This is a genomic window from Amycolatopsis sp. NPDC001319 (genome assembly GCF_042896185.1).
Classification (GTDB): domain Bacteria; phylum Actinomycetota; class Actinomycetes; order Mycobacteriales; family Pseudonocardiaceae; genus Amycolatopsis.
On sequence record NZ_JBIAWY010000029.1, the window covers coordinates 1 to 26,040 of the forward strand.

A 26,040-nucleotide genomic window follows, 5' to 3' on the forward strand; every position below is an offset into this window, starting at 1 on the left:
AGCCGGCCACCAAGCGTCACGCTACGATCAACCCTTCGAGCCTACCCGGGCTCGGTGACAGACAACGAGAGCTGCACCAGACCCGGGGCGCATCACCACAGCCGACAGCCGAAACCAAGACCGCCGCGGTGGTCACACCGCCGATGACCTTGCGCACGCGTCGATATACCCCGCTCACGGCTGCGTTACACCTCTGCGATGCGGCGGTCGCCAGTTCTCGGATTTCACGCGAGCAACAGTTGCGCCACGCAAGCAAACCGTTTGCCTCCGTGCTCCGCGCGTATTCTCTGATCGCCGGATGAGTCAGTTCACCGGTTGATCGGAGTGGCGGCAAGCTCCGGCTGTCGCCACGAGTGGGCCCCCTCTTTCAAAGGCTTCGGCGACACTGTCGCGGCTGCCTCTGCCCGTGTTCGCAGCTCGTTGTGGAGGCGGTGCGCGACTCGGACCGGGGGCGGGCGGACTGGGTCCGGCCACGCGGCGACGACCACAGGCGGTTCGTCGCGACACGGCCAAGGCCGCGACATCGGCGATCCAGAAAAGATTCCACGGTGTTTCCCGGTCGAGCCCCTACCTGAGGCGGCTTGTAAGTTCTCCCGCCGAGCGGAACATGCGCATGGTTGGATCGCGCACTGCCCAGGGGTTCACCGGGCGGGCTGGCGCCGGTCGGTGAAGCGGCGGTTCTTCTCCCGCATTTCATCGTCATCCACCTCCCGGGCGCCGCTCATGCGCTGCCGTTCACCTTCCGAGCACGGCGCGGATGGCGTCACGTGCTCGGTCGATGATCGCGGCGGGTGGTCCCAGCAGGAGGTTGGCTTTCGCGCTCTCTGCGCCGGGGTGCGCCCGGGTCGGCGCCACGGCCTCGGCGAGCCGCACGGTCGCCGCCATCGCCCGCAGCCGCTCCGGCGGCCGGTGGGCTCGCAGCCTCGGGAACTCCTCGCGTTCTTCGTGTTCGGCGTGCGCCAACACGTCGTCTCGGAGCTGGACCAGCAGGGTGTCGAATCCGTCGGCGTCCGGCCCCATCTTTTCGAGGGTGGTCAGCAGTTCCTTGGCGCGGCGCTCCTCGCCCAGCCGTGCCTCGACTACGGACTCGGCCGCTGGTTCGAGGTCGCGGATCTCCGGGTGCACCACTTCTTCCTCCGCTGTCTCGTGCACGGCCAGGAGCCGAACGAGGCTGTGGAACACTTTCCGCCGCTGGTCGTCGTCCTCCGCCGTGTCCAGCTGCGTGAACAGCTCGCGGATCTCCCGGTGCTGCCGCTGCAGCAGCTCGATGACGTCCTCGTTGTTCTCCACCATGAATCTCCTTCTTGTCGACTCCGGGCTTTCGTCAGCCGACGCGGGGTCCGTCAGTGCCGCGCGGTGCGGCGACACCGTGTGTTTCGGGGCCGGTGAGCAGGCCGAGGGCGATCATGCCGATGCCGAGACCCAGGTGCAGCCAGTTGTCCGCGTTGTTGAACGGAACGAAGTTGGCGTCACTGCCGTGGTCGATGAGCAGGCCGTAGAGCCACAGCACGAGGTACACGACTCCTCCGATGAGGAGGTATAGCCGGGCCGCGCGTGAGGTGCGGGCGCACGCCAGGCCGACGACGCCGAAGAGCAAATGCACGATGTTGTGCAGGGTGGAGACCATGAACACGCCGAAGAGCATGGCCATCGAGCCGTGCCCGGCGAAGCCCATCTGGTCGTAGTCGGTCGTGACGCCCGGGATGAACCCGAGCACGCCGATCAGCAGGAATACGCCCCCGACGATGCCGGCGGCCAGCTGGGCGGACGAGCGTCCGGTGGAAGTGGGTGAAGGTGTACGTGTCGACATGACTTTCTCCTCCATGTCAGGAATGTGTTCGAACGGGGCCGGCGGCGCGGGTGTACTGCTGGAAGTCGATGCGGTCGATCTTGCGGTGGTAGCGCATCCCGGCCAGACCACCGAGGATGGCTCCGATGAGCGCGGCGGCCAGGGCGACGAGCACGGTGATGATGCCGACGACGGTCAGGGTGCCTTCGTTGATCGGGAGCCGGGGCAGCCCGTTGAGGCGGGCCAGGATGTCGAACTGGCTGCCGCCGACGGCGGCCAGGATCGCGACGACGGCCGCGATGACGATCGACCACACCCATACGGCGAGGCCTTGCTTGACCCCGTTGAAGCGCGCCATTCTTCCGGCAACATAGCCGCCGCAGTAGTAGCCGATCAGGAGGACGACCAGCACGACGATCGCGGAGACGACGGTGGCGGTTTGCACGGCGGCGGGATTCTGCGCCGCTTGGCTGACCTGGTCGGCCGCTTGCCCCGCGTCACCGGGATTGGTGGCCAGGCCGAACGCGGTCCCGGCCGCGGCGGCGGCTGCGGTCAGGATCAGCGCGGTGCCGGTGGCGGTGAGCCATCCGAAGAACGCGGCGCCCCACTTGATCCCACCGAAGCGCTCCCGCTGCCGCTCCACCACTTCACCGCGACCCGGGCCTTCCTCCTGCCGTGCCACGGGCGGCGGCGCGTCTGCGACGGACGGCGTGTTCTGCGGGGGTGACGTGACCTGCGTGGTGTTGACGGGTGGCGCGGCGCCGGGGTCGAGGCGCCCGTGGCGGGCGCCCTCGGGGTTCGTACTCATGGTGATCTCCTTCGGTTCGTTGTCGTCTCGCAAAGAGGGGACCTCGCGGTGGAGCCATGGCCGCGGCGATGCTCGCTTTGCGGATGCGGTGCTGTGGATCAGCGGACGGGACACTCCGGTCGCGTCTCAGTGGCGCCGACCACGAGGTGCCACGGCCGGTTACGCGCGCCCGGTGGCGGGCGTTGGCGGTGGCTGCGCGGGAGGTGTGCTCGGCTCCTGGCTGCCCATCTTCTGGCCGGCCTTGCGCTAGGTGTCGGCGGCGTCCTCGGCGGCGCGCTGTTTGCCGATCGCGAGGTCGGACTTGACGGTGTCGTTCTGTTCCTTGGCCTTGTCGTATCCGGAGTTGACGAGCTTCGCGGCGGCGTCGCGGCCGCCGATGCCGAAGGCCAGTGCCGTGGCCAGTGCTGCGGAGCTGACCAGGGCGACGTAGGTGATCGTCACGATCACCGGCGAGATTCTCGACGGAGTGAGGATCATGATCACGGCGATGCCCATGATCATGGCCGGAACGAGGGTGCGGACGATCTTGCCGGTCGGAGTGTCGCCCATGGTGCGGTGCACCAGCCCGCCGACCGCGCCGGCGACCGCGGCCGCGACGATGAAGATCAGCAGTGCGGCGATGACGTTGGGCAGGTAGCTCAGCACTTGGTTCATGAACCCGGTCAACGCCGGGATTCCGAGCGTGCCGATGGCCGAGGAGATCACGAAGAGCATGATCAGCCAGAACACGACGAGGCCGACGAACTTGGAGGGGCTGCCCCGGGGGGAGAGCTTCTCCACGTAGTTCGCGCCGCCGCCGGTCTTCAGCTTGTCGTCGACCTTGGCCTTCTGCAGGCCCTTGGTGATGACCTTGTCCAGCAGTTTGGCGATGATGAAACCAATCAGCAGTACGAGCAGTGCGCCGATCAGCTGGGGCAGGTAGCCCACGAATGTCGTGAACGCACTCTGCAGACTTTGCAGAATGTTGAAGCCAGTGTTCACGGATCTGTCCCTTCGGGTAGGTGCAAATTTGCCTGGGGTTGCCAGGTCGACCATGATCGTGTTTGTGACTTCCGCGCACCGGTAGATTTGCCGGGTTCGTGCATTGGATTGGCGGGCGCCGCGTGGCTCTGGCTGGTCAGGGAGATACGTCGTCGTTCGTTGTCCGCGTGTCCGAAAATCTTGGTGAGATGTCACAGGCTGGATGGCTTGTGCTGCGCGTGGTAGGAACTGCGCATACCCGGATTATTGGGCACCAAACTCGCAGGACCACAACGAACGGAGGACTGCGGTTGACCGGATACCAACGTCATCGGCGAACTTATTTCGTTAACCGGTTCCAACCAGGCTGCGGTGGCGGCGGTCAGAAATTACGCCGACAACGTTTCTCGTCTACGCCGTGGGATAATCGGTGGCGAAGCCAGGCTCAACTCTACGAGGACGTAGCCGTCGACATACTGTCCGGGTTTCGCTTCCTCCCCGGGGATCTGCACCCCCGGGCGTCGACGACCTCCAGAGATCCGATGACAGCGACCTCGTTAAGCGCATCTCAAGTCGACCCGGCCACAACCACTCCTGCTGAGGCGAGGTTCGATCGGGGGCGCGGTGCTAGGGGTGGACGTGGCCCTTGCTCTTGTCCTTGGGCTTCCCCTTGGCTTTATCGGCCGGATTGGCAGCCTTGTTCTCGTGGTTGGCTGTGAGGGCGCCAGATCCGTGCAGTGAGGTCGGGTCTGGCGCGGCCGGTGGCGGTCCGGCGATCAACGTTGCAGATGGCTTTGCGGGCGTCGTCGACGAGAGCGTGGGGATGATCTGCACAGGTGTCGCGGAGGGGGTGGGGAAGGTCGTCGTGGGTGGTTCGGCGGCGGTAGTTGAAGCGGGGCTTGGCGCGTCGGGACTCGTGAGCGCTACGACGACCACGGCCGCAGCGACCGCGGCTGCGAGGCCGCTCGAGGCGATCAGGGTTCGTCGACGCGCGGAACCCGATATCCGGGATCGGCCGGTGACCGCGGTGCCTGCGTACGCGGCCATGGGCCTGCTCAACATCTGCAGCGCGTCCTGTGCGGTGGGGCGGTGTTCTGGTTCGCGGGCGGTCATGCGTGCGAGGGTCTGTGCGAGGGGCTCGGGCAGTCCGTCGGGGATGCGCGGAGACCGGTGCAGCCGCGCGAGTGCCGATTCGGCCATCGTGCCGGGGTACTCCCGCTCCCCGGTCAAGCACTCGAGCAGGATGAGGCCGAGCGCGTACACGTCGGCGGCCGGTTCGGCCGGTTCACCGGTGATCTGCTCGGGTGCGAGGTAAGCGGCCGTGCCGGTCACGAAACCGGTGCCGGTGATGTGGGTCGAGTCGAGTTCGTGGGCAATGCCGAAATCGCCGATCAGCGGGCCGTCGGGGCCGAGCAGGATGTTGGCGGGCTTGAGGTCCCGGTGCACGACGCGCCGGCTGTGCAGGTGTGCCAACGCCTCGGCGAGCCGGACTCCCAGTTCGGACACCTCCGCGGCCGGCAAGGGGCCGGCGAGCAGGCGCTCGGCGAGGTTCCCCCCGTCCACCAGCTGCATCACCAGAAACGGCCTGTCGTGATCGGTCCCGCTGTCCAGCACGGCCACCACCCCGGGGTGGTCGATGCCGGCCTGGATGGTCTTCTCCCGTATCCGCCGTATCTGGTCCGCCTCGACGACGTCCCGGTCGTACACCTTGAGCGCGACCGGGCGGCCGAGTCTTCGATCGAACGCCCGGTAGACCCGCGCAGTACCGCCGCTGCCGATCAGGTGCTCGACCTCGTAGCGTCCGACGGTCAAGGACAGCGGCTTGTCTGAGTCATCCCGGGGGACCACGTCGCCACCGAGGGAGTATCGGGGAGCCGTGACGCCGTCGGTCGGTCGCTCGTCCGTCATCGGCAGTCCCCCATGTTGTCGGTGACCCACCAGTTATCCGGCGGTACAGTCCGTTAAACCCGGCGGAGCTGATCAGCCGGTTGAGGGAGAATCCGGCCGGGGCGTCGCCACCGCTGGCTCACGCGAGTACCGGCCTGTGGTCGCGGGTGCGCGCCGGGGCGCCGTCCGCGCGCGGTGCACGTGGCGAGCTGGCGCAGGGGGAGGCCGTGGCGAGGCGCGGACGACGACGTCGAGGAAGTGCCGCAGACGTTGAGCGAGCATCGGGTCCGGCTGCCGGTGATCTACGGCCGCGATTTTGTCGGCGTGGTGGTGCGGGCCGATGTCACGCGAGCGATGCCGAATCCGGGCGCGGGTGCGCTGAGGCTCTCTCGTACGACTGGCCGTCCAGACTGCTCGTACAGTGTGCGCAGGGGGCGAAAGGGGTATCCGCCGGTCATGACATCGATCGGCTACTTCCTTTCCTGCGAGCAGTACGGCCCGCGAGAACTCGTGGCCCAGGCACGCGCGGCCGAACGCGCGGGGTTCGAGCGGTTGTGGATCTCGGATCACTTTCACCCGTGGCACGACCAGCAGGGCCAGAGCCCGTTCGTGTGGTCGGTGATCGGGGCCTTGTCGGAGGCGGTGTCGCTACCGGTGACGACCGCTGTGACATGTCCGACCGTGCGCATCCACCCCGCGGTGATCGCGCAGGCCGCCGCGACCGCCGCGGTTCAGCTGGACGGCGGCTTCGTGCTCGGCGTCGGGTCCGGGGAAGCCCTGAACGAACACATCCTCGGCGACCCGTGGCCGTCGGCGGGGCAGCGGCTGGCGATGCTCGAAGAGGCGGTTGAGATCATCAGGCTGCTGCACTCTGCGGGTGCACGCGGCGAGCAGGTGAGCTTTCAGGGGACCTACTACGAGGTGCAGGAGGCGAGGATCTACACGGTGCCGGACGAGCCCGTGCCGATCTACGTGTCCGGGTTCGGGCCACAGGCCACCGAGCTCGCCGGGCGGATCGGGGACGGCTATTGCACGGTGCTCCCGGACGCGGACCTGATTCGCACCTTCCGAGAGTCCGGTGGTGGCGACAAGCCGGTCCAGGCCGGGATGAAGGTTGCGTGGGGCCCGGACGTCGACGCGGCCCTCGACGAAGCGCATCGCTTGTGGGCCAATGACGTCTTGCCCGGTCAGCTGGGTCAGGTTTTGCCGCGGCCACAGGACTTCGAGGCTGCTACGAAGCTAGTGTCGCGTGAGGACGTCAGTGACGCGATCGTATGCGGGGACGATCCGAAGGCGCACCTCGATCGGGTACGCCAGTATGTCGAGGCGGGGGCGGACGAGATCTACGTCCAGCAAATCGGACCTGATCACGACGCATTCTTCCGGGGATGGGGGCAGCACGTGCTGCCGGAGTTCCGTTGACCTGGCGAGCTGTGGGCTCACCGGCGCCAAGGGCGGCGTCTCACTACGCCATCCCGCGGCCAGGCAGCCGCGACGCGAGAAGACTGACGCGCCGCGAGGTGTCATCTCGGGTGAGCGCGGGCTTCGACGCGGTCCTGAAGTCCTTTGTGGACTTCCCTGGTGGCGTGTCGGGCCTCTTGTCGGTCGTACCGGCACGGGTTATGGTGAAGGCAGCGGTCCAACAGCGGGCCGTGCCCTTGATCTCCTCTTGCGCACCGGGCACGAGCTGACGCGTGGTCGGCATCTCGTCTCAGCGATGAATCCCGGTGGGCGAAGAAGGCAGGCCATCTTGACCACCATCCTCAATGGTTCCGCCAGACTCTTGCCGACTCAGCCCCTCGGCGTGGAACCGCTCCGGCTTTCCGTCGAACGTCCGGATCGCGATCTTGTCATGGTCCGCGTGGCCGGGGATCTGGACGCGGCCTCGGCGCCACGGCTCCGGGAGCTGCTCGACGCGCGTCTGCGTAGCACCGTGCGCGCGGTGCTACTCGACATTTCCGGGGTGACGTTCCTCGGCGCAGCCGGGTTGCGCGCGTTGGAACGCGCTCACCTGTTGGCGAGCGAACTCGGTGTGCGCTTCGCCGTGCACGTCGGTGAAGCTCGCCAGGTCCGGAGGGCGATGGGACTGCTCCCGCTCGCGACGCTGTGGGCGGTCGACGAGATCTGACCACCGAGCTGTCAGGAAACGGTCGTGACGCGTTCGATGGACGCTCTGGCGACGTCGCGGACGCCATGGTGTTCGGGATCTGTGGCTCCGTGACGGGTTGGCTGTGTCGGGCCGGCTCGCCGCGAGAGGTGCCTCTCGGTCTGGCAGAAAAGGCAATCTGACAGACCAAGTCCAGATGGGACTACTGCACCGTGCCGACTTACGACCGTGCCCGGGCGGGCAACCGGGCGGCATGACTACTCAGCGGATCGTCGTCACCGGTTCGACCGCTGACGGCGGGGCCAGAGTGTCGCGCCCGGCCGACCCAAGCGCCAACTGTTTTCGCCGGGCCACCGCGACGTTTGTCCGGTCGGTCGCCGGGTAATCGGCGGTAACCCTGACGCCGAGGAGGCCGAGATGACGACCGTGCCCGCGGAAGAAGCGGATCAGACCGCCGCCGGCGCTACGGCTCTGCGGGAGGTGCTGCCCGCGTTTCCTGCGGGGTCTGCGCTTCCCGCGCGTGGCCTGCTCCGACTGCCAGGCGTGTACCGCCCGCAAGCCGATACGTGCTTGCTGGCGTCTGCTGTGCGCCGGGCCCGGGTGCCCGTCGGCGCCCGCGCGCTCGACCTGTGCACCGGAACGGGCGCGCTCGCCATCGCACTCGCCCGCGCGGGAGCGGAATCCGTGCTGGCCGTGGACCTTTCGCGGCGGGCGCTGGTGTCGGCCTGGGTGAACGCGGCCCTGCGCGGGCTGCCGGTGCGCGTGCGCCAGGGTGGCCTGCTCGCCGCTGCGGGCGGGGGACCCTATGACGTCGTCGTGACCAATCCGCCGTACGTACCGGTGCCGGCAGAGCGGCCCCGGCCGGACCGCCGATGTGACGCCGGGAGCGACGGGCGCGCGGTGCTGGATCCCTTGTGCGAGGGTGCCCCGGCACTCGTTGCGCCAGGAGGATTCCTGTTGCTGGTGCAGTCCGTGATGTCCGGCGTGGACCGCTCGGTCCGCCTGCTCACCGCCGCGGGCCTGCGGCCGCGAATCGTCGCCCGGGCGATGGTCCCGTTCGGACCGGTCCTGTCTGGACGGACGGAGTTCCTCGAACAGTCGGGCTTGGTAGCCCCGCAGGTGCGGAAAGAGGAACTGGTGGTTCTCCGTGCCGACCGGTAAGGGCCGGGGGTACCGGCGGGTGCGGGTGGTCCCGGGTGGGCCGCTGCTGATCGAAGGTCCGGTGGAGCTGCAGACGCCCGAGGGCAACACGGTGCGCTCTGACCGGTTCCTGGTGGCGGTGTGCACCTGCCGGCGCAGCAAGTGCTTCCCGCTGTGCGACACCAGCCACCGCAAGCGGGTCCGCGCTCAAGACAACGGTTGACGCAATGAGGACCGCCCGGCGCGCCAGCACCCCAGCAGGTGCTCGCCGAGGCGGTCCTCGAGGTGGTTCGTTGCCTGCACACCGAACACCACGTCCGCCGCGAGCGCCGGATCCTGTTCGAGCAGGTCACCGACCACGTCGTGGCGCATCACTTGTTCGTGCACCGCGTCGGCTTCGATGTGCTCGGTGTAGAAGAATTTGCACGCCTCGGGCGCGCCGAGCCGAGTCAGCGCTTGCACGATGCGCTGCGCCGAGGGTGCCGTGGTGATCTCCGCGGCGGCGAAGTGGCCGACGAGGGCGCCCCGCAGCGCGCGGTGGAGCCCGAACAGTGACATCGCGTTGACGATGGCCAGCATCGGCGCGGGCACGTAGTCCAGCAGGGCCAGGTAGCCGTCGGGGAGTTCGGCGCCGCGCAGCAGGTCGGCGAACAGGCGCGAGTGGACGTACTCCGGGCGGCCGCCGCCGAACTCGTCGAACTCCACGGCCACGAGCGCCGCCTTGGCCCGGCCTCGCAGCCGCGGGATGACCCACGCGTGCGGATCGGCTTCCTTGAGGTGGTAGATCGAGCGGTGGGCGAACAGTTCCCGCACCTGCCACCACTGGCCCTCGTCCCGCAGGTAGTGGGAAACACCGGCCGCGTCGATCGGCTCGACCAGCAGTGCGGTGAACTCGCCGTCGACGTCGTCGCCACCGGGCACCGCGGCGCGCAATGCACTTAGGAAGCGTTCTTCCATCGCACCTCGCAGCCGCAGCAGCTCGGGGTCCCACTCCCAACCGGCGTCGACGCCCGGCAGGCCTTGGTAGTGCAGTTCGTAACACAGGTGCAGGCCCAGGTGCAGGTCGTCGCCGAACGGGTCCGCGTCCGCGATCGCGTCGAGGGGCAGAGTCCGCCCGGGCGGGGGAGTGGACAGGGTCTCGGAGACGGCGGCCGACAGCGGCCCACGGGCGGTGGGCAGTACGGCGGACTGCAGACTCGTCATGGCCGGAGGGTTACCCCGCGGCGGCCGGTTCATGCCCCGAGACGGGCACGGTGCGCTCCTCGAGCATCCGCACCACGGCGCGCAGGCCGCCGGCCGCCGCGGAGCGCTGCGCAGCCGATCCCGTGCCGTCGGCGAGCAGTCGGCCCGCGAGTGATTCGGCAAGGGCGCGGTCGCCGGCTTCCTCGAGTGCGCTGGCGGTGTGCCTGAGCAGGTCGTCGACTAGATCGACGGCCGGACGCTGTCGTTCGAGCCGGGGATCGACCAGGAGCCCGGTGAGGCCGTGGCGCGCGGCGGCCCAGACGGCTGCGGCACATACTTGCGGCGAGAGGCGCGGTCCTTCGCTCCCGCGCTCCAGGGCGGCCAGCGCGGTCCGCACGAGGGCGCGGGACAGCACGGCTTGCAGTATCGCGCCGTCGACGGTCGCGGCGGTGTCGGCCACGCGCAGTTCCACCGTCGGCAGCCGGGGTGACGGCCGGGCGAGCCAGAAGCTCTGGTTGCGGTCGACGAGCGCCCCGCACGTCACGAGCGCGTCCACCGTGCTCTGGTACTCGGCGTGGCTGCGGAAGTACGGTGCGACACCGGAACCGGGGAAGCGGGCCTGCAGCACCATGCGCCAGCTGTGGTAACCGGTGTCGCGGCCGTCGGCGAACGGCGAGTTGGCCGACAGTGCCAGCAGCACCGGCAGCCAGGGGCCGAGGTGGTTCACCACCGCGACGGCCGTGTCCGGGTCCTCGACGCCGACGTGCACGTGGCAGCCGCAAGCTTCGTACTCGGCGGCGAGAGGGCCGTAGGCCTCGTGGATCTGCGCGTACCGACCCTGCGGCTCGGGCTGCGCCCCACGGCCCGGCAGCGACACGGGTGTGCCGGACGCGACGAGCGCGCAGTCCTCGGCGGCCGCAGCCTCGGTGAGCAACCGGCGTCCGGCGGTCAACTGAGCCCGTAGCTCGTCGGCACTCGTGCAGACGCCGGTGGCCAGCTCCACCTGCGTGGGGCGCAACTCCCGTTGCACGATCGCGCCTTCCGGCAACCGGTGGTCGTGCCCGCAGCGCGCCAGTACGCGATCCGCGCTCGGTGTCGTCCGACCCGTGCGCGGGTTGACGAGAAGGAACTCCTCCTCGACCCCGATCGTCGTCCCCGCCCCGTCCATGAGGACTCGGCTACCCGTTTGGGCGGCGGTGGAACCGGGATCGTGCGCCGGAGGCCGGCCGCGGGCAACGTGACGTCGAGCCCCGGCGAGATCGGCGCAACCCAGTCGGGTACCGGTGTCGCTCGTCGTGCAGCCGCCGCGCGACGAGAGTCATGAGCGCAGCACCGGGCGGCACGGCTGGTTCTTCGGCGAACCCGTGCAACCACGCGACTCGCAAGTACCACATCCGCGCATCTCTCCCACCGGTGCCGACCCTGCTCTTCGCTACCGCGCAGAGTATTCGGGCTATGCCAGTAGATCGACGGGCGGTGGTTCTTGAGCGCAGCGAGTGACAACAAGCATTCACACTAGGTGCCAGAAGGCCTTGCTCGTTCGCGTGCAACCGCTCGCTTACCGCCGCTCGCAGTGACAGCTACCGCTCACGGTCACAGTCACGTTGCTCTCAACGGGTGATACGACGTGCCCAGGCGGCGCCGGATGCTGTGGACGCCGCACCGCCCGAGGGCATGTCGGGCGCGGTGCCACAGTGCGCGGCTTACGTTCGTCACGACGAGGCGAACACGGACAGGGGCGCGGACGTGGCCGGGGGCGAGCAGGCCGTCGAACGAGTTTTCGGATGCCGAAGTCCCAGCCCGGTATAGGTGGCGTGTTTGTCGGGATTAAAAAACGTCGTCCTCGACCAAGGAATGAGGCTCAAAACCGCGGACCGACGTGGTGCCCAGTTAGGTGTGAGTGGGGATGGGAAGTTCGCCGGTGGCGGCGAAGCCCAGTCGGTTGGCGATGGCGACGGCGTGGTCGCCGAACCGTTCGTAGAACCGGGCGAGCAGGGCGAGGTTGATGGCCGTCTGGACGCCGTGAGGCCACTGGTCGCTGGTGATCAGTGTGAGGACGTGGGCATGGATGGTGTCGATGGTCTGGTCGGTGTCGGCGAGGTCGGCGAATCCGCACGGGCACTGGCGCTCGATCAGCTCGGCAAGCCGGTCCGCCATGCCGGCGGCGGCGTCGGCCATCTCGGCGAAGTCGTATTCGAGCTGGGCGGGCACGGCGTGGTGGGGATGGGCGAAGCGGGCGGTGTCGGCGACGTGCGCGGCCAGGTCGCCCATCCGCTCGAGCCGTTCGGCGCAGTAGATCGTGGCCAGGATAATCCGCAGGTCGTGTGCCTTGGGTGCTTGGAGGGCCAGCAGGGCCTGGGCGTGCGACTCGCAATCCGCACGGGCCCAGTCGATCTCGGCGTCGGCGGCGATCACCTGCTCGGCGAGGTCCAGGTCTGCGATTAACAGCGATCTGCTTGCCCGGCGGATCGCTTCGGCCGCAAGCGTGCACATCTGCCTCAGCTGTGCACTGAGACGGTTCAGCTCTTCGTGAAAGCTCTCGCGCATGTCCGCACCGTGTCCCTCGTCCGGCCAGCCGTAAGCCGGCCCCGCGGCGTCGCGGCGGCACTCGCGTAAAGCCCGCCGGCAGGTGAGGGTGGAGAAGTTCCTGCCGGTGGGCCCGCTGCGCGCCATGCCGCCGCGCCGCGTGTCCACGATTGTCGTCGCGGTGCGAGGTACCGGCGCCGCGGTGTTACAAGATCTTTTGTGGGTGGGTTCGTCTCCACCGCGAGGGACGCCTTCGGCGACGAGACAGAGCAGAACGGCCGCATGTTCGCCATCCGCGCCGCGGTCGCGCTCGTCGCTGCCCAAACCGACGCTCGCCTGCACACTGCGTTGGCAGGCCGGGGCGTGATCGGCATGGTCACGGGCATCGGCATGCAACGCCGCCTTGCCATGGTCCGGCAAGCACGTGGGCGCGCTCGCGATCTGCGGCGAGAACAACCGTCTTACGGGCATGGTGACTGAGCGCGACATCGTGGTGAAGGTGCCGGCCGAAGACAAGGACCCGCGCGCGGTGCACGTGGGCGAGCTGGCGCAGGGAGGCCGTGAAGTTTGGCGCGGACGACGGCGTCGAGGGAGTGCTGTCGGCAGCGGTGAAGGCGAGCCGGTCCTCCCGCGACGCGACACGAAGGTGATGGGCCCAGACGAAGGGGCGCCGTGGTCGAAGCGGCCGCACGTGAACGAGTGCGGCCCTCGATCACTCACGTCGGCGTTCGCGTTGCTCGCCGATTATGCGCTGCCCGGTGTCCTCGGCGTCGTCGACATCTTTGGGCGGGCGGCCCTCGCCGGGGTCGTACAGGCTGTCATCGGTGGTGCGGCCAGGGTCGGGCGTGGTGGGCCGGGCGATGTCGTGGTGTTCGGTGCCATCGCGCATGTCCTTCCCGTGCCCGGTCTGTGATCCGGCGAACCTCGTGTTTGGGGTGGCCGCAGGCGGATAACGAGCGTTCAAGACTGATTGCGCCCACACCGGCACGCAGTCGGTCCCACGGGAATCCCGTTGCCGGGGGCTGTCGGCCAAACCGCTGCGGATTGAGGCGTGGTGCTGCGATGCCCCGGCGGAGGGTGGCGGGGGCCCCGCACCTGGTCTCGTGCGCGCCGGCCTCACCGACGTAGCCGGCGTGCCCGGCACGAGGTGGCACCGGGTAGCGGTTCCAGCTCGGGATTCTCGCGCCGTTCAACACATCTCCAGCCGAATTTCGCCAATAGCCTTGCGCTGGCAGTCGAGACCGCCCAGCGATCAGCGGTTCGTTGCCGGGTCCGCGGGCGATCTCCAGGCCACGCAACACCCAGGGCCGAACGCCGGGACCGCGCAGGTGCTCGTAGTCGTAGAGCCGGCGTGCCAGCCACAATCGCACCGAGCAGATGATAAGCGTGGAGGCACTACGTCGCCGTCTGGGTGCTGCCCGGGCTCACCGACCGCGACCCGCCACACGAGACGTTCGACACGAAGGTCACCGTGCTCGGGTGCGCTGCGTGTTGGGATGCAAACGTCTGCAGAGACCATGGCAGAGCATGCACGTCCCGCTGCGCCATGTGCCCTTCTGAAACGGCACAACGCGACAGCTTCAGCAGTTCACATGGACCATTTCCAGACAGGTGAATCGCGTTTGCCCGGCCGGTCGTCAGGAAATCCCGGAACCAGTTGGCTTTCTCCACGGTGAAAGGGAGATCGATGAAGGCAGTGACCTGGCACGGCAAGCGCGACGTCCGCGTGGACACCGTGCCCGACCCGAAGCTTCAGGAGCCGACGGACGCGATCGTGCGGATCACGTCCACCGGGATCTGTGGGTCGGATTTGCACCTGTACGAGGTCCTTGGCGCGTTCATGACCGAGGGCGATATCCTCGGGCACGAGCCGATGGGCGTGGTAGAGGAAGTCGGTGCGGCCGTGACCGGGATCAAGCCCGGCGACCGTGTCGTGGTCCCCTTCAACATCTCGTGCGGTCATTGCTGGATGTGCGAACGTGGCCTTCAGTCGCAGTGCGAGACGACGCAGGTAACGAGTCAGGGCAAGGGCGCGTCGCTGCTCGGGTACACCAAGCTCTACGGCCAGGTGCCCGGAGGGCAGGCAGAGTACCTGCGGGTGCCGCAAGCCCAGTACGGGCCGATCAAGGTCCCGGACGGCCCGCCAGACGAGCGGTTCGTCTACCTGTCCGACGTGGTCCCGACTGCATGGCAGGCCGTCGAGTACGCGAGCGTGCCCGACGGCGGTTCGGTCGCGGTGTTCGGGCTCGGGCCGATCGGGCAGATGGCCTGCCGCATCGCGCGGCACCGCGGGGCCGACGAGGTGATCGGCGTCGACCTCGTACCGGACAGGCTCGCGCGGGCGCGTTCCCACGGCGCCACCAGCCTCGACATCCGTGACCACAAGGACATCGCCGAGTCGATCCGGCAACTCACGGATGGTCGGGGCGCGGACGCGGTGATCGACGCCGTCGGCATGGAGGCCCACGGTGCGCCGATCGGCCGATTAGCACACAATCTCGTCGCCCTTTTGCCGCAGCAGGTCGGCGCAAAGATCACCGAGAAAGCGGGGATCGACCGCCTGAGCGTGCTGTACGCCGCGATCGACAGCGTGCGTCGCGGCGGCACGATCTCGCTGTCCGGCGTGTATGGCGGCATGGTCGACCCGCTGCCGATGATGGAACTGTTCGACAAGCAGATCCAGCTGCGCATGGGCCAAGCCAATGTGCGGCATTGGATCGACGACATCATGCCGGTCCTCACCGCCGACGACGACCCGCTCGGCGTCGAGGGATTCGCCACGCACAAGCTGCCGCTGGCCGACGCGCCGCGCGCGTACGACATCTTCCAGAAGAAGCGCGAGGGCGCCCAGAAGATCCTTCTGCAGCCCGTCGCCTGAGGACCGCACGGAGTGGCACAGACCGTCGACCCGCATCCGAGAAGAACCTATCGCCAAAGCTAGCTGGATGAGGCCTTGACGTTGGTGACGCCTGTGTGGAGCCGGGTGACCGGTGGCTGGTTTCCGGCGGCAGTGTGTGGTCGATGCTCGTTGTAGTGGACGCTCCAGACGGTCAAGGCTGATGTGCGGTGCTGTTCGCTGGTCCAGAGGCGGGCGTAGAGGAATTCTTCGACCAGGATCCGGTTGTAGCGTTCGATTTTCCCGTTGTGGCGTGGGGTGTAGGGGGTGATCCGCTGGTGGCGGGCGCCGCGTAGAACGGTGGCGAAGTCGCGGGCTCGATAGCAGGCGCCGTTGTCGGTGACCAGGCGGTGGATGTGGGTGATGCCGTGGCGGGCGAAGAACGCCCGCGCGCGGTGGACGAACCGGATCGCGGTCCGAGCCTTCTCATCGGGCAGGGCTTCGGTGTAGGCCAGACGGGAGTAGCCGTCGATGGCGGAGTGCAGGTAGGTGTAGCGGGCCCGGCCGCCGCGGGTCTTGCCGCGGGCAATCGCCCTGTCCTGGTCGCTGCCTTTGCCGTGGACGCGCGAGCCGCCGCCGTCGGGGATCTGACCGGTCTTCTTCACGTCCAGGTGGACCATGTGCCCGGGCCAGCGGGCGATGATCCGGCGTGGTTCTCGGTTGGCGCCGGTGGGATCAAGGAGCCGACGCCGGTTGAGGCCCAGCGCAAGCAGGTGCCGCCCGACGGTGCGGACCGAGATCGTGATGCCCTCGGCGCTCAGTTCAGTGGCGATCCGGCGGGCGGAGTGCTTGCGTTGCCGGCGCAGCTGCTCGATCCGGGCCACCACCTCGGCGGGGGTGGAGCTCGGCTGGTGGTGCGGGACGCTGGGCCGGTCGAGCAGGCCGGTCTCGCCGTGGCGGCGATAGCGGTTGACCCATTTGCTGGCGCATTGGCGGGAGATGCCCATCTCGTCCGCGACATGCGCGATCGGACGATGCCGGCAGCGCGCGACCAGCCGGCGGCGGCCGTCGATCGACAGCGGGGCATTACGGTGGGACACGGACGGGTCTTTCTGCTCGACGGACGAGTTGGTCGCACTTCTCATCCTGCCGCCGAAAGACCTGTCCCCATCCTCAGGCCCCGTCAGCCGACACTAACGTCATGTCCCGCAACAGGTAGTCGGCGTAGCGGCGCGGCATCCCTTCGGCGCCCAGCCAGTGCTGTGCCAGGAACGTCAGGTGGAACCCGATGAACGTCAACCAGAACTGCCAATTTCCGAGCCGCTCGTCGAGCATCCGGCCCGTCATCTTCGGGAACCAGAAGTAGATCCCGGCGAAGGTCGCGAACACGATCGTGCCGAACAGCACGTAGTGGAAATGCGCGACGACGAAGTACGTGTCGTGCACGTGGAAGTCGAGCGGCGGCGAGGCGAGGATCACGCCGGTCAGCCCGCCGAGCAGGAAGGTCACCATGAACCCGGCCGACCACAGCATCGGCGTTTCGAAACTCAGCGTGCCTTTCCACATCGTCCCGATCCAGTTGAAGAACTTGATCCCGGTCGGCACGGCGATGAGGAACGTAAGGATCGAGAAGAACGGCAGCAGCACCGCTCCGGTCGCGAGCGTGTGGTGAGCCCACATCGTCGCCGAGAGCGCGATGATGCCGATGGTCGCGAATACCATCAGCCGGTAGCCGTAGAGGGGCTTGCGGCTGAACACCGGGACGATCTCCGTCACGATCCCGAAGAAGGGCAGTGCGACGATGCAGCCCCGGGCGCCCGAAGAACCAGAACAGGTGCTGCCGCAGGATAGCGCCGACATTGGCCGGGTCGAACACGTGGGCGCCGAGCTGTCGACAGGCCTCGAGCTCGAACAGCGCGACCGTAAGGATCGGGAATGCCAGTGATGGGGATCGCGGTGTGTTCCAAGCGAACAGGGGCATCCGCCACATCGTGATGTCCGGCGCGCGCACGCAAAGGATCGTGGTGGTCATGTTGACCGCGCCCAGGATCGTGCCGAGCCCGGACACGATCAACCCCATGATCCACAGGTCGACGCCGATTCCGGGCGAGTGGACGGCGTTCGACAGCGGGGTGTAAGCGGTCCAGCCGAAGTCCGGGGCGCCGCCGGGCGTGAGGAAGGCGCTGAGCACGATCAGGCCGCCGAAGAGGTAGAGCCACTCGCAGACGAGCTCACAGTGCGGGGAGACCTCGAATCGGCTGTCCACGCCGTGACGCTTTCGAGCTGAGCCCTTCCCAGCGGGTTTCTGTACCGCCGACGGGGGTACTCCGGCGTGAACCGGCGGGTGGCCGCCGGGTGGGAGCCTGATTGAGGAGGGGCCTGTGTCCACGGACGCGATCGTGCTGTTGAAGAAGGACCACAAGACGGTGGAAGGCTTGTTCAAGCAGTTCGAGAAGGCGGGGGAGAACGCGTACAACGAAAAGCGCGGGATCGCCGACTCGATCATCGAGGAACTGACCATTCACGCGTACATCGAGGAAGAGATCTTCTACCCCGCAGCGCGTTCGGCTGTGCCCGAGACGAAGGACCACGTGTTGGAAAGCGTGGAGGAGCATCACGTCGTCGTGTGGATGCTTTCGGAGCTCGCCGGCTTGGCCGCCACGGACGAGACGTTCGACGCGAAGGTCTCGGTGCTCACCGAGAACGTGCGCCACCATGTGGCAGAAGAAGAGGACGAGTGGTTCCCGCAGGTGCGGTCCGCGCTGGGGCGCAAGCGACTGCAGGAGCTGGGCCGCCAGATGCTCGACGCCCGGGCGCGCGCGCCGAAGGACCCGTTGAAACTGAGCAGCTCGACTGCCTGATCGAACTGCGCGGTCGGTGCTCGGATTTCGCTCGAGGTGGCTGGTGGGCGTAGCGGTGAAGGCACTTGTCTGGGCGCACTTTTTGCGATGGCAGCCGGCTGACTGCTCAACCGGGCGCCACCTGGGCGACGGGTTGCTGCACCAACTGATGCCGGTCATGGACGGAATGATGCCGACGGGATCGACCGGCGACGCAGTTTCGGTGCTGCTCAATGTGTCGTCGTGATCAGAAAGGTGTAGTGGCCGTCGATGTCTTTGCGGACGTCAAGGGTTTTGTCGGCGAGCCGGACCCGGGTTTCGCGGGCGAGGAACACATGGGCGTCGGCGGTCGTGACGACATCGTCCCCAGCCACCGGGTGCGCGGTCACGTCGACAGTGAGCGCGGCGCCGTCCTGTGCCGGGCCATCGAGCGTGAGGCGGAGGCCGCCGTCGGCGCGGACGTTCTGGGCCGCGGTGAGCTGCTTGATCGCCTCGGCGGCGGATTCGGTCACGGTGAACATCGATGGTTTCACTTTCTCTGCGTCGGCGAATCGGCGGTTTTCGCCCGCGGGTGTTCAGCCTCGCGCGCTGGCGATCTCCGGTGGTTCTCTGGTTACTTGATCGGCGCGAGATCATCAGTGGAGTGTCCGGGCAGCGGCAAGTACCCGGTTCGGCCGGCGCTCAACCGGCGCGGCGGGTCGATGGTGGCCTGCGTCGGCGGGGAGGTTGATGACGGACGGACGCGGGAGCGACGGCAACCGTGCTGTGGACCGGAGGCTCGGCCGCGAGGTCGAGGTCAAACTTCGGCTCGGCAGCCTCTGACGGTTGCCGGACCGCTTCTCTTCGGCGTCCTCCGAACTGGGCAGGGTTCTTGTTGGCCCACTTCAGCCCCCTCGGCCCAAAGGTGTCGGAGCAGCACACCGGCGCGGCTGTGAATGAAGACGTTTCGCCAGCTTGGGTCCGGATAATCGGGAAGGTCGATGGGGGCTCCGGCGACCCGGCCGACCTGCCCGGTCGTAGCCGTCCGGCGGGTCGTCGAGTCTGCTGACGCGGTGGTTGGAGCCGCGCGAGAGGGTTGTGGTCGGTCCGCGAAAGACGTTCCGTCAGGAGCTGGCTCGGCTCGGTACCGAGATGACCGAAATGTGCGTCGTCTGCGCGCAGGCGATGCGCCAGGCCACGACGGCGTTGCTCACCGCGAACGTGGGGCTGGCCGAGCAGGTGCTCGGGAGCGACATCGAGCTGGATCTCCAGCGCGCCGAGTGCGAAGAACACGCTGAGGCGCTGCTGGCGTTGCAGGCCCCGGTCGCCCATGAGCTGCGACTCGTGCTGGCCGCGGTGTACTGCGCCGACAGGCTCGAGCGCATGAGTGACCTGGCCGCGCACGTCGTCGGCTGATTCCGTGGATGAGTGACTTATCTGGCGTTGAAACCCCGGCTCGGTGGTCGGGTCGAAGCGGACACCGAGGTCCGGGGTGTGAGAGGAGAATTCTGTGTGGCTCTTGTGGTGCCAGTTCGGTTCCTCACCTTTTTCGGCCGACCGGCCCTGGGAACAGGGCCGGCCCGGAGGGTATTAAAGTCGCTTCAGGTCCTCGGGTATTAATCGGGCGAACTGCCATAGGGGCGTTGCGAGACGCCCTTGTGGCCCTCGGCGGCCTCGCCGGGCTCCGGGCCGATTTCCTCGCCGCGGCGCGTTGTGCTTTCTCCCGCGCCGAACGGTGAGCCGGGTTCGATGTCCGTGTCGGAGAGTGTGCCGCCCGGGGAGTAGTCGCGGTGGGGGTCGGGTTCGTGCTCCGGCTTCTCCCGCGCTTTTCTCCCGGCTTCGGCGGCGGTGTTGCCCTCGGTGCCGATGTCCTCGGACCAGCCGTGCTGGTCGTCGTGGCCGGCCATGATGCGCTCCTTTCGGCCGGGCTGTAAACCCAAGCGGGTTTGTATCTCCGCTGCGTACCCGGTTGAAGGCCGGTCAAACGCGCCGTTACCACCCCACGGCATACATCGTTTCCCGGTCCTTTGTCGACGGAAGGGGTTCCGGAGGACAAGTAGGGAAAGCTATTCGTCAGCAGTTCGATGATCTACCACAACACCACCAACCTGCCGTTGCAGTACGAGGTGAGTGGGACAAAGGTTGCCCACGCCGGTGGTGTTTCGGGGCGCTGGTCGATGGTGCAGGCGTAGTGGCGTTGCCAGGTTCGGTCGCCTGCGCGCTCGTGGCAGATCAACTCGAGGTCGATGGTCGTGCCGACGTAGCCGTCTTTGGTGCTGACGAAGAACCGCAGCTCGCGTCCGTGCCGGACGTCGTCGAAGGTGAGCTCGATGCCGGCGGCGACGCCGCCGACGGTTAACTGGCGCAGGCCGCTGTTTTCGACGGAGTCACCCGAGGGGGTCACGGTCAGCGAACGCAGCGCCTGACCTCGCTCCATGCGCAGCACGAGCTTGGCCGCGAAGTACTCCGTGTCCACAGTGAAGGCGTCGACCGCCGACACGGAGAACTCCGGCGCGTCACGCTCGTCGCGTTCCTCACGCATCAGCGCCACCTGAAGCAGATGGACGACGCCAGCCACGACGTGGCCGAGCAGGTCGAGCGGATGCAGCGGCAGATCACCGAGCTGCGTGCCACCATTCCCGAGGCCGGAACGGAGAACCGTCGTGGCTGACGTCGGTGACGGGTGAACTCGTTCAGGTCAACGTCAGTAATTCAGCGAAATGTTGGTAACCGAAGGTGGAACATTTATCCGCAATGGCCCGACCCTGACCTCACCTTCGTCAGGCCGACTGGCACCGCCGCTCCCACTCCCGGCGTGTGGAGGTAGATGGTGGCGCCGTGACCCTTTTCGAATCCGCCATGGGAGTACGGATTGCGCCATCGCTCGACGACGTCGGAGAGGCGCTGCCGATAGCGGCCGGCATCACCTTCCTTGCCAAGTAAGCGATCGAATTTGTCGCCCCACCGTGACCCGATCATGGCCGTGAGGTCGTCGTTGGACGGGTCAAAACCACTGAACGCCAGCGCCAGCACGAGGTCATGCTCCAGCAGGCTGATGTACGCCGAGATCGCCGCCACCATGTCGTGGAAAGCGTTCAACTGCATCTGGATCTTGCCGCTCGTGAACGACGTGGCGGTACCCGGTGCTCAACTCTCCGACAGTCGTCACGTCTCCGATGACCGTCGGATCGACGGCACGTCCGCGGAAGTACTCGTAGGCGCGACGCAGCGATACGTGTTGGTTGATGACGGTGGCGTTCCCGTTGCCCAGAAGCTCTGGCGCCGCGGCCAGGACCAGCTTCTCAACGGTGCGAGTCGAGGACTGGAGCTTCTTGGCGATCTGGGCCTGCGTCTTCTGCGCTTCCTCCTCGGATGCTTCAGTCCACAGGTAGAGCCGCAGGCCAAACTTCTGATGTGCCAGCCGGCACCTCTCGCCGCAGTACGTGAAGTTGACCCACCACGCGACCTTCTCGGCAGGTCCGTACGCCATCAGCCCGATGAGAGTGAGCGCGTACTTGAGCAGCGCCGGGACCGGCGCCTCGTCAGGGCTTATCCCCGCCCGGTAGGCCATCCCTACCTGCTCCTCTTCGCCTTCGGGCCAAGGCCCGAAGTCACGCAACGCCGTTCGCTTCAGGCGCTCGACTGCTTCGGCTTCTCCGGGGAGAGAGTTCATCACGACGAAATCGTTCGAACCGCTCTGCGCGCTACAGCTCAGGGATGCTGCTGACGTCGAGGGCGGTCCGCGAGGGGCGGCATCGTGGTGGTCGCGCGGCAGCCGCTCCTGGTTGGTCGTCGAACTGGCGCTGGTCAGGCCGACGTTGCCGTCGCAGGCACGGTGTCGAGGGCCTTACCCAGGTGCCGGTAGATGGTGGGACGGGTGACGCCGAACTCGGCGGCGATCTGGGCGACGGTGTAGCGGCGCTTGCCATCGTCGCCACGCTCCTCGTACATCTGTCGAGCGAACTGCACCTGACGGGCGCCGAGTTTCGGTTTCTGCCCGCCGGTGCGGCCGCGCGCGCGAGCCGCGGCCAGGCCGTCCATGGTGCGTTCGGACATCAGGGCGTGCTCGAACTCGGCGATCGAGCCGAGGATCTGGAAGAACATCCGCCCGACTGCGGTGGAGGTGTCGATGCCCTGGTCGAGCACCACCAGGTCCACACCCTTCGCCTGCAACTGCTTGGACAGCTCGATCAGATGCTCCAGTGACCGGCCGAGCCGGTCGAGCTTGGTCACCACGAGCTGGTCACCGGCCCGGTTGGCCGACAGCAGCGCCTTATCCAGCTCCGGCCGGCGCGCGAGCTTGCCCGAGGCCTTGTCGAAAAAGATCTCGTCGCACCCGGCCGCCGCGAGCGCGTCGCGCTGAGCCTCCGGGTGCTGGCCGCGGATGGACACCCGCCCGTATCCGATCCGCATGGTCCAGACCGTATCGCAAACCCCCGAGAACGTGACATTGGCGCGGACACGGCATGCTTTACAGATCTCTCCTGCGAAAACGCCGATCAACCACGAGCGTCTCGCGAACGATCGTTTCTGAGACACGCCTTGCGGTCGGACGGTCATGGTCTGGCTATGGGGCCGAGCGAATGTCGCGCCTCGGCGATCACGTTCGATCGGGGTGGCGTTGGACGGGGCCGGCGCGCATGTCTGGCGCTGGCGGTGTGGTGTGGGGGTGCACGCGGACAGGAATGTCGCGGCTGTGTGTGGAGCGTCGGTGCGCTTGAGTGGACTGCTGGGCGTAGTTGCGGAGCTGGCGGTAGGCGGCGATCACGGCCGCGAGCCGGTCGCGGTCCGGGTGTGGTGCGTCGGGGTGGCAGTCGCGGATCGCGCGCCGGTAGGCGGCGGTGATCTCGGCGCCGGTGGCGCCGGGGGACAGTCCGAGCACCGTGTGCGGGTCGGGCAGTGCCGGTGGGTGAGAGGTGTTCATGGCGCGGACCGAGGCGGACCGGGCGCAGCGGTGGTGAGCTGGCTGAGTTCGGTGTAGTAGGCGCGCGCGGCGGTGTGAGCGGTGTCGAGGGCGTGGCGCAGGGTGGCCAGTTCCCGGCAGGCGGAGGCCAGGTGGGCGGTGGCCGGTGCGCCGTCGACCTGGCGGAGCTGCTCGGGGCATTGGATGTGGTGACCGGTGTATTCGGTCAGCAGGGTGACTAGATCGGTCAGCTCGCCGGTGAGCTGGGTGAGCTGCCAGCCGGCGTCGCGCAGCTGACCCGGGCCCGGCGTCTGGGCCAGGTCGGCCGCGCGGACCGCGCGCCGCAGATCGCGTGCCGTCGTGGCCAGCGTGGTGGTGATGGTGGCCGGTTGGCGTCCGGTGGTGCTCATCGTTTCCGCTCTCCTCGTTTTGTGGTCCAGCCGGCCCGGGTCAGGGCCAGGGCTCGCGCTCCTCGAGTACCGGTGCGTCGCGGTGCTGGTCGGCAACGTCGGCCGGATCGGCGTCGAGCGAGTCCCCGATGCCCGACAGCGCCGGTTCGTTCTCGTCGGGCTCGCGGCGGGCGAGACGCTGCTGGTCGGCGACATCGTGGGTGGGGGCTTCGTCGAGCATGACCGGTTCTCCTTTCGGATTGATGAGGCTGGTCAGGCCGCCGCGGGGCCGGAGTGGCCGGCGGTTTGGTGCAGGCGGTCCCGAGCGCACCGCGGCAGCCGGTTCGGGTGCCGGTGGCGAAGACGACGCCGGCCCCGCCCGCGGCGGTCGAAGCCGCGCGAGGCGGGGCCGCGAAGGGGCCGAGCCGGGGTTCGGGCCGCTCAGGCGTTGATCTGCTTGGCCTCGCTCCCGCCGCTGATGGCGATCTTGCGCGGCTTGGCCTGCTCGGCGATCGGTACCCGCAGGGTCAGCACACCCGCGTCGTAGCGCGCGTCGATGTTGTCTGCGTCGAGGGTGTCGCCTAGGAACAGCTGGCGGGAGAACACCCCGCGAGGCCGTTCGGACACCTGCACCTCGGCGCCTTGGTCGTAGTCCGGGCTGCGTTCGGCCTTGACGGTGAGCACGTTGCGCTCCACGTCCAGGTCGATGGACTCCGGTGCGACACCCGGCAGGTCGAACTGCACCACGTATTCATTGCCGGACCGGTAGGCGTCCATCGGCATGACCGCCGGCCGCGACGTGGTGCCGTTGGCGCCGAAGAACTGCTGGGTCAGCCGGTCCAGCTCCCGGAACGGGTCAGTCCGCATCAACATGACCATCCGCCTCCTTTACTCCTTCCCTGGGCGTCACCGCTGGCGTGCGGGTGGCCGGCGGCGGTTTGTGTGCCTATACGGCTGGGTTGGTGTGCTCGTCGAACTCCGGCCGCCGCCACCGCCGGTGGCGGCGGCCGGAACCAGTTCGGTGGGTTGCATGTGCGATCGCTACGTCGTTTACCCCGGTGCCCGCCCTGGCTGCAGTCGCGCCGGCTCGGATGTCGCGAAAGTGCGCCGCTAGACGCGGGGCCGGGACCGCTGTCAGGGTCTCCTCGGCCGTCTGGCGAAGCAGGCATCCTCGCCGGCGAACGAACTGCGCGGTGGCGGGCTCCAGCGAGTGTGCGGGCATCACCTACCTTTCGAGATCACTCGCTGATTGCTGAGCGCACTGGTCAACGGAGGGGAACGCTGCCGATGACCGCCTCGCATCGCCGACACCACCCCGGCGACCGGCCGGTCGCCGGTGGCGGCCGCCCGGGGCGTGCGGCCGGGTTGCCGCGGGCCCGCGGATCCAGGCCGCGGCCGTGCCAGAGGTGGCGGAAAAACTCCGAAGTTGGCGGTGATGATCGCGTCGAACTCCGCGCGCAGCCAGGCCTCGTCGGCGCAGACCAGCTCAGCGAACCCGCTGGTCACCGCCCCGTGACGTGTGGTGTCCGGCATCGTCGATCACTCCCCGGCAACATCATCGTGTTCGACACCAGGTCATGTACCGCCTATCCATTTCTATAGCGCGCACTGCAAGTTGTGTCAAGCATTTGAACTAGATAATCTGGAGCGGCTGACGCGCTCCTGACAATCGGCGAAGGAGGTGAGCGTGGCTGGTCTGGGGAACCTCGACGACCAGGACTACCCGGCCTTCACCACCGGGCAGGCCGCGAAGATGCTGGGCGTGCAGGAAGCGTTTCTGCGCAGCCTGGACACTGCGGATCTGGTGCGGCCCCAGCGTTCGGACGGCGGACATCGTCGCTACTCCCGCCGCCAGCTCGTTCTCGTGGTCCGGCTGCGCGAGCAACTCGATGACGGCCACAACCTCGCCGCCGCTGCCCGCATTATCGGCCTGCAAGACCAGCTCGCGGACGCCGAAACCACGATCCACGACCTGCGCGCCCAGCTCGACGAGCGCTGACTCGACTCATCGCCGGTTATGCAGCAGCAGCCACGGGCAACGCGGTCCTTTCGTTCAAAACGGACTCGGCGTCGGCGAACACCTCGTCGATCGCGCGGAGCTGGACCTGGGTCCGGCGGACGGCGTCCTCGGCCTCCGCACGCAGGGCCGCCGCCCGCTGGTGCGCCGTCATGACGAGGTCGTCGGCTTCCGTAGCCGTGAGTAGCGCCAACCAGGCGGGCAGTCCGCGGACGTGACACCCGTGGATGCCGGTCCAGACCTGGCCAGACCGTCGCTCAGCGACATGTCGTCCGAGCAGCGCACCGGCACGGCGTCGCCGAAGTACTCGTGCGTGAGCACGTGCGTCATGGTCGACGCTGTCTGAGGTACGCGAGGGCCGCGGCACTGTAGGTCGGGATGGCCGCGGTGTCCGGGCGAGGCCGGCGCCGTATGCGAGGCTTGCGCGCCAGCGCTATACCGGACGGATCCGCATGGTGGGCGACGAGCCACACGCTCCGTATAATAGTCCCCCGCTTTCCAGGGAACTCCTATTGGGCAAGGCGACCTCCGCTGACGTGATGCTCAAAGGCGTCGAAGCGATTGAGGCGACTTGGCACTTAGTACTGCAACGACACTTCGTGATGGCCGCGTCGTCGGTAGTGGCTAGTACGTGCTCGGGCTTGGCTGGAGCGTCGCCATCGTGACCAGTGCATCGC

The 26,040-nt window shown here is 67.8% G+C and carries 31 protein-coding genes and 2 pseudogenes; 11 read left to right on the forward strand and 22 right to left on the reverse strand.

All coding sequences use genetic code 11. The features are described from left to right. Window positions 1–302: hypothetical protein (locus tag ACFY1H_RS48990; RefSeq protein WP_386956714.1), on the forward strand; the 302-nt coding region annotated here is incomplete at its 5' end. A gap of 433 nt (window positions 303–735) precedes the next feature. On the opposite strand, the gene ACFY1H_RS48995 is transcribed toward ACFY1H_RS48990, so the two are convergent. The 5 genes from ACFY1H_RS48995 to ACFY1H_RS49015 form a co-directional block, all read right to left on the reverse strand. Continuing rightward, a complete protein-coding gene (locus ACFY1H_RS48995) occupies window positions 736–1,293 on the reverse strand; it encodes a hemerythrin domain-containing protein (protein WP_386956715.1) in 558 nt (185 codons plus the stop codon). A 31-nt stretch (window positions 1,294–1,324) separates the two neighbouring features. Then, window positions 1,325–1,810: a DUF4383 domain-containing protein gene (locus tag ACFY1H_RS49000; RefSeq protein WP_366585040.1), complete on the reverse strand. Its 486-nt coding sequence runs from the start codon at window positions 1,808–1,810 to the stop codon at window positions 1,325–1,327. Between the two features lie 16 nt (window positions 1,811–1,826). Continuing rightward, window positions 1,827–2,597: a hypothetical protein gene (locus tag ACFY1H_RS49005; RefSeq protein ID WP_386956716.1), complete on the reverse strand. Its 771-nt coding sequence runs from the start codon at window positions 2,595–2,597 to the stop codon at window positions 1,827–1,829. A 246-nt stretch (window positions 2,598–2,843) separates the two neighbouring features. Next, window positions 2,844–3,632, reverse strand: a complete 789-nt coding sequence (locus ACFY1H_RS49010) for a hypothetical protein (protein ID WP_386956717.1) — start codon at window positions 3,630–3,632, stop codon at window positions 2,844–2,846. A 552-nt stretch (window positions 3,633–4,184) separates the two neighbouring features. Then, the gene (locus tag ACFY1H_RS49015; protein ID WP_366585046.1) at window positions 4,185–5,465 is read right to left on the reverse strand and encodes a serine/threonine-protein kinase; all 1,281 of its coding nucleotides are present in this window, start codon (window positions 5,463–5,465) and stop codon (window positions 4,185–4,187) included. A 237-nt stretch (window positions 5,466–5,702) separates the two neighbouring features. Here ACFY1H_RS49015 and ACFY1H_RS49020 point away from each other — a divergent pair, with 237 nt between their 5' ends. From ACFY1H_RS49020 to ACFY1H_RS49035, 4 genes are all read left to right on the forward strand, one after another. Continuing rightward, window positions 5,703–6,866: a TIGR03557 family F420-dependent LLM class oxidoreductase gene (locus ACFY1H_RS49020; RefSeq protein WP_386956719.1), complete on the forward strand. Its 1,164-nt coding sequence runs from the start codon at window positions 5,703–5,705 to the stop codon at window positions 6,864–6,866. A gap of 328 nt (window positions 6,867–7,194) precedes the next feature. Beyond that, window positions 7,195–7,572, forward strand: coding sequence for an STAS domain-containing protein (locus tag ACFY1H_RS49025; protein WP_366585050.1), 378 nt, complete (start codon window positions 7,195–7,197; stop codon window positions 7,570–7,572). 396 nt (window positions 7,573–7,968) lie between these two features. Next, window positions 7,969–8,712 carry a methyltransferase gene (locus ACFY1H_RS49030; RefSeq protein WP_386956720.1) on the forward strand — a complete coding sequence of 248 codons (744 nt, stop codon included), beginning with the start codon at window positions 7,969–7,971 and terminating at the stop codon, window positions 8,710–8,712. Beyond that, window positions 8,699–8,914 carry a CDGSH iron-sulfur domain-containing protein gene (locus tag ACFY1H_RS49035; RefSeq protein ID WP_386956721.1) on the forward strand — a complete coding sequence of 72 codons (216 nt, stop codon included), beginning with the start codon at window positions 8,699–8,701 and terminating at the stop codon, window positions 8,912–8,914. The genes ACFY1H_RS49030 and ACFY1H_RS49035 overlap by 14 nt, the downstream gene beginning before the upstream one ends. On the opposite strand, the gene ACFY1H_RS49040 is transcribed toward ACFY1H_RS49035, so the two are convergent. The 3 genes from ACFY1H_RS49040 to phoU form a co-directional block, all read right to left on the reverse strand. Continuing rightward, complete coding sequence (locus ACFY1H_RS49040) at window positions 8,899–9,894, reverse strand: iron-containing redox enzyme family protein (RefSeq protein WP_366585056.1); 996 nt, start codon at window positions 9,892–9,894, stop codon at window positions 8,899–8,901. The two genes, ACFY1H_RS49035 and ACFY1H_RS49040, sit on opposite strands and share 16 nt — an antisense overlap. Window positions 9,895–9,904: 10 nt before the next feature. Then, window positions 9,905–11,041, reverse strand: coding sequence for a glutamate--cysteine ligase (locus ACFY1H_RS49045; protein WP_366585058.1), 1,137 nt, complete (start codon window positions 11,039–11,041; stop codon window positions 9,905–9,907). A gap of 722 nt (window positions 11,042–11,763) precedes the next feature. Beyond that, window positions 11,764–12,855: a phosphate signaling complex protein PhoU gene (gene phoU / locus ACFY1H_RS49050; RefSeq protein ID WP_386956722.1), complete on the reverse strand. Its 1,092-nt coding sequence runs from the start codon at window positions 12,853–12,855 to the stop codon at window positions 11,764–11,766. On the opposite strand from phoU, the pseudogene ACFY1H_RS49055 reads away from it, so the two are divergent. Continuing rightward, window positions 12,803–12,998, forward strand: a pseudogene (locus ACFY1H_RS49055) (CBS domain-containing protein); the annotation flags it as partial. The gene phoU and the pseudogene ACFY1H_RS49055 overlap by 53 nt on opposite strands. Window positions 12,999–13,217: 219 nt before the next feature. On the opposite strand, the gene ACFY1H_RS49060 reads toward ACFY1H_RS49055, so the two are convergent. Further along, a complete protein-coding gene (locus tag ACFY1H_RS49060; protein ID WP_386956723.1) occupies window positions 13,218–13,769 on the reverse strand; it encodes a DUF6098 family protein in 552 nt (183 codons plus the stop codon). A gap of 317 nt (window positions 13,770–14,086) precedes the next feature. On the opposite strand from ACFY1H_RS49060, the gene ACFY1H_RS49065 reads away from it, so the two are divergent. Continuing rightward, the gene (locus ACFY1H_RS49065; RefSeq protein WP_366585066.1) at window positions 14,087–15,277 is read left to right on the forward strand and encodes a zinc-dependent alcohol dehydrogenase; all 1,191 of its coding nucleotides are present in this window, start codon (window positions 14,087–14,089) and stop codon (window positions 15,275–15,277) included. A 59-nt stretch (window positions 15,278–15,336) separates the two neighbouring features. Here ACFY1H_RS49065 and ACFY1H_RS49070 read toward each other — a convergent pair whose 3' ends face one another. Next, a complete protein-coding gene (locus ACFY1H_RS49070) occupies window positions 15,337–16,335 on the reverse strand; it encodes an IS481 family transposase (RefSeq protein WP_386956735.1) in 999 nt (332 codons plus the stop codon). 103 nt (window positions 16,336–16,438) lie between these two features. Further along, window positions 16,439–17,456, reverse strand: a pseudogene (locus ACFY1H_RS49075) (cbb3-type cytochrome c oxidase subunit I); the annotation flags it as partial. Window positions 17,457–17,616: 160 nt separating this feature from the next. Between ACFY1H_RS49075 and ACFY1H_RS49080 the strand changes: the two are divergent. After that, complete coding sequence (locus ACFY1H_RS49080) at window positions 17,617–18,096, forward strand: hemerythrin domain-containing protein (protein WP_366585070.1); 480 nt, start codon at window positions 17,617–17,619, stop codon at window positions 18,094–18,096. Between the two features lie 209 nt (window positions 18,097–18,305). On the opposite strand, the gene ACFY1H_RS49085 is transcribed toward ACFY1H_RS49080, so the two are convergent. Next, window positions 18,306–18,596, reverse strand: a complete 291-nt coding sequence (locus ACFY1H_RS49085; protein WP_386956724.1) for an iron-sulfur cluster biosynthesis protein — start codon at window positions 18,594–18,596, stop codon at window positions 18,306–18,308. A gap of 610 nt (window positions 18,597–19,206) precedes the next feature. On the opposite strand from ACFY1H_RS49085, the gene ACFY1H_RS49090 reads away from it, so the two are divergent. Beyond that, window positions 19,207–19,470, forward strand: coding sequence for a phosphate uptake regulator PhoU (locus tag ACFY1H_RS49090; RefSeq protein WP_386956725.1), 264 nt, complete (start codon window positions 19,207–19,209; stop codon window positions 19,468–19,470). A 200-nt stretch (window positions 19,471–19,670) separates the two neighbouring features. Here ACFY1H_RS49090 and ACFY1H_RS49095 read toward each other — a convergent pair whose 3' ends face one another. The 9 genes from ACFY1H_RS49095 to ACFY1H_RS49135 form a co-directional block, all read right to left on the reverse strand. After that, entirely contained in the window at window positions 19,671–19,961 is a 291-nt protein-coding gene (locus ACFY1H_RS49095) for a hypothetical protein (protein ID WP_366585076.1), read from the reverse strand. Between the two features lie 182 nt (window positions 19,962–20,143). Next, window positions 20,144–20,596, reverse strand: a complete 453-nt coding sequence (locus tag ACFY1H_RS49100; protein WP_386956726.1) for a hypothetical protein — start codon at window positions 20,594–20,596, stop codon at window positions 20,144–20,146. 203 nt (window positions 20,597–20,799) lie between these two features. Further along, the gene (locus ACFY1H_RS49105; RefSeq protein ID WP_386956727.1) at window positions 20,800–21,135 is read right to left on the reverse strand and encodes a hypothetical protein; all 336 of its coding nucleotides are present in this window, start codon (window positions 21,133–21,135) and stop codon (window positions 20,800–20,802) included. Then, window positions 21,092–21,730: a hypothetical protein gene (locus ACFY1H_RS49110; RefSeq protein WP_386956728.1), complete on the reverse strand. Its 639-nt coding sequence runs from the start codon at window positions 21,728–21,730 to the stop codon at window positions 21,092–21,094. The genes ACFY1H_RS49105 and ACFY1H_RS49110 overlap by 44 nt, the downstream gene beginning before the upstream one ends. Window positions 21,731–21,861: 131 nt before the next feature. Then, on the reverse strand, window positions 21,862–22,614 hold the full coding sequence (locus tag ACFY1H_RS49115; protein WP_386956729.1) for a recombinase family protein: 753 nt from the start codon (window positions 22,612–22,614) through the stop codon (window positions 21,862–21,864). 40 nt (window positions 22,615–22,654) lie between these two features. After that, window positions 22,655–22,978: a DnaJ family molecular chaperone gene (locus tag ACFY1H_RS49120; RefSeq protein WP_386956730.1), complete on the reverse strand. Its 324-nt coding sequence runs from the start codon at window positions 22,976–22,978 to the stop codon at window positions 22,655–22,657. Further along, window positions 22,975–23,367, reverse strand: a complete 393-nt coding sequence (locus ACFY1H_RS49125; RefSeq protein ID WP_386956731.1) for a hypothetical protein — start codon at window positions 23,365–23,367, stop codon at window positions 22,975–22,977. Before ACFY1H_RS49125 ends, ACFY1H_RS49120 begins: the two co-directional genes overlap by 4 nt. Before the next feature lie 40 nt (window positions 23,368–23,407). Next, window positions 23,408–23,587, reverse strand: coding sequence for a hypothetical protein (locus tag ACFY1H_RS49130; protein ID WP_386956732.1), 180 nt, complete (start codon window positions 23,585–23,587; stop codon window positions 23,408–23,410). A 200-nt stretch (window positions 23,588–23,787) separates the two neighbouring features. Beyond that, a complete protein-coding gene (locus ACFY1H_RS49135) occupies window positions 23,788–24,219 on the reverse strand; it encodes an Hsp20/alpha crystallin family protein (protein WP_366585090.1) in 432 nt (143 codons plus the stop codon). An 814-nt stretch (window positions 24,220–25,033) separates the two neighbouring features. Here ACFY1H_RS49135 and ACFY1H_RS49140 point away from each other — a divergent pair. Next, window positions 25,034–25,345: a MerR family transcriptional regulator gene (locus ACFY1H_RS49140; protein WP_366585092.1), complete on the forward strand. Its 312-nt coding sequence runs from the start codon at window positions 25,034–25,036 to the stop codon at window positions 25,343–25,345. Between the two features lie 16 nt (window positions 25,346–25,361). On the opposite strand, the gene ACFY1H_RS49145 is transcribed toward ACFY1H_RS49140, so the two are convergent. Further along, complete coding sequence (locus ACFY1H_RS49145) at window positions 25,362–25,517, reverse strand: hypothetical protein (RefSeq protein WP_386956733.1); 156 nt, start codon at window positions 25,515–25,517, stop codon at window positions 25,362–25,364. Between the two features lie 69 nt (window positions 25,518–25,586). On the opposite strand from ACFY1H_RS49145, the gene ACFY1H_RS49150 reads away from it, so the two are divergent. Continuing rightward, window positions 25,587–25,709: a hypothetical protein gene (locus ACFY1H_RS49150; protein ID WP_386956734.1), complete on the forward strand. Its 123-nt coding sequence runs from the start codon at window positions 25,587–25,589 to the stop codon at window positions 25,707–25,709. Window positions 25,710–26,040: the final 331 nt, after the last annotated feature.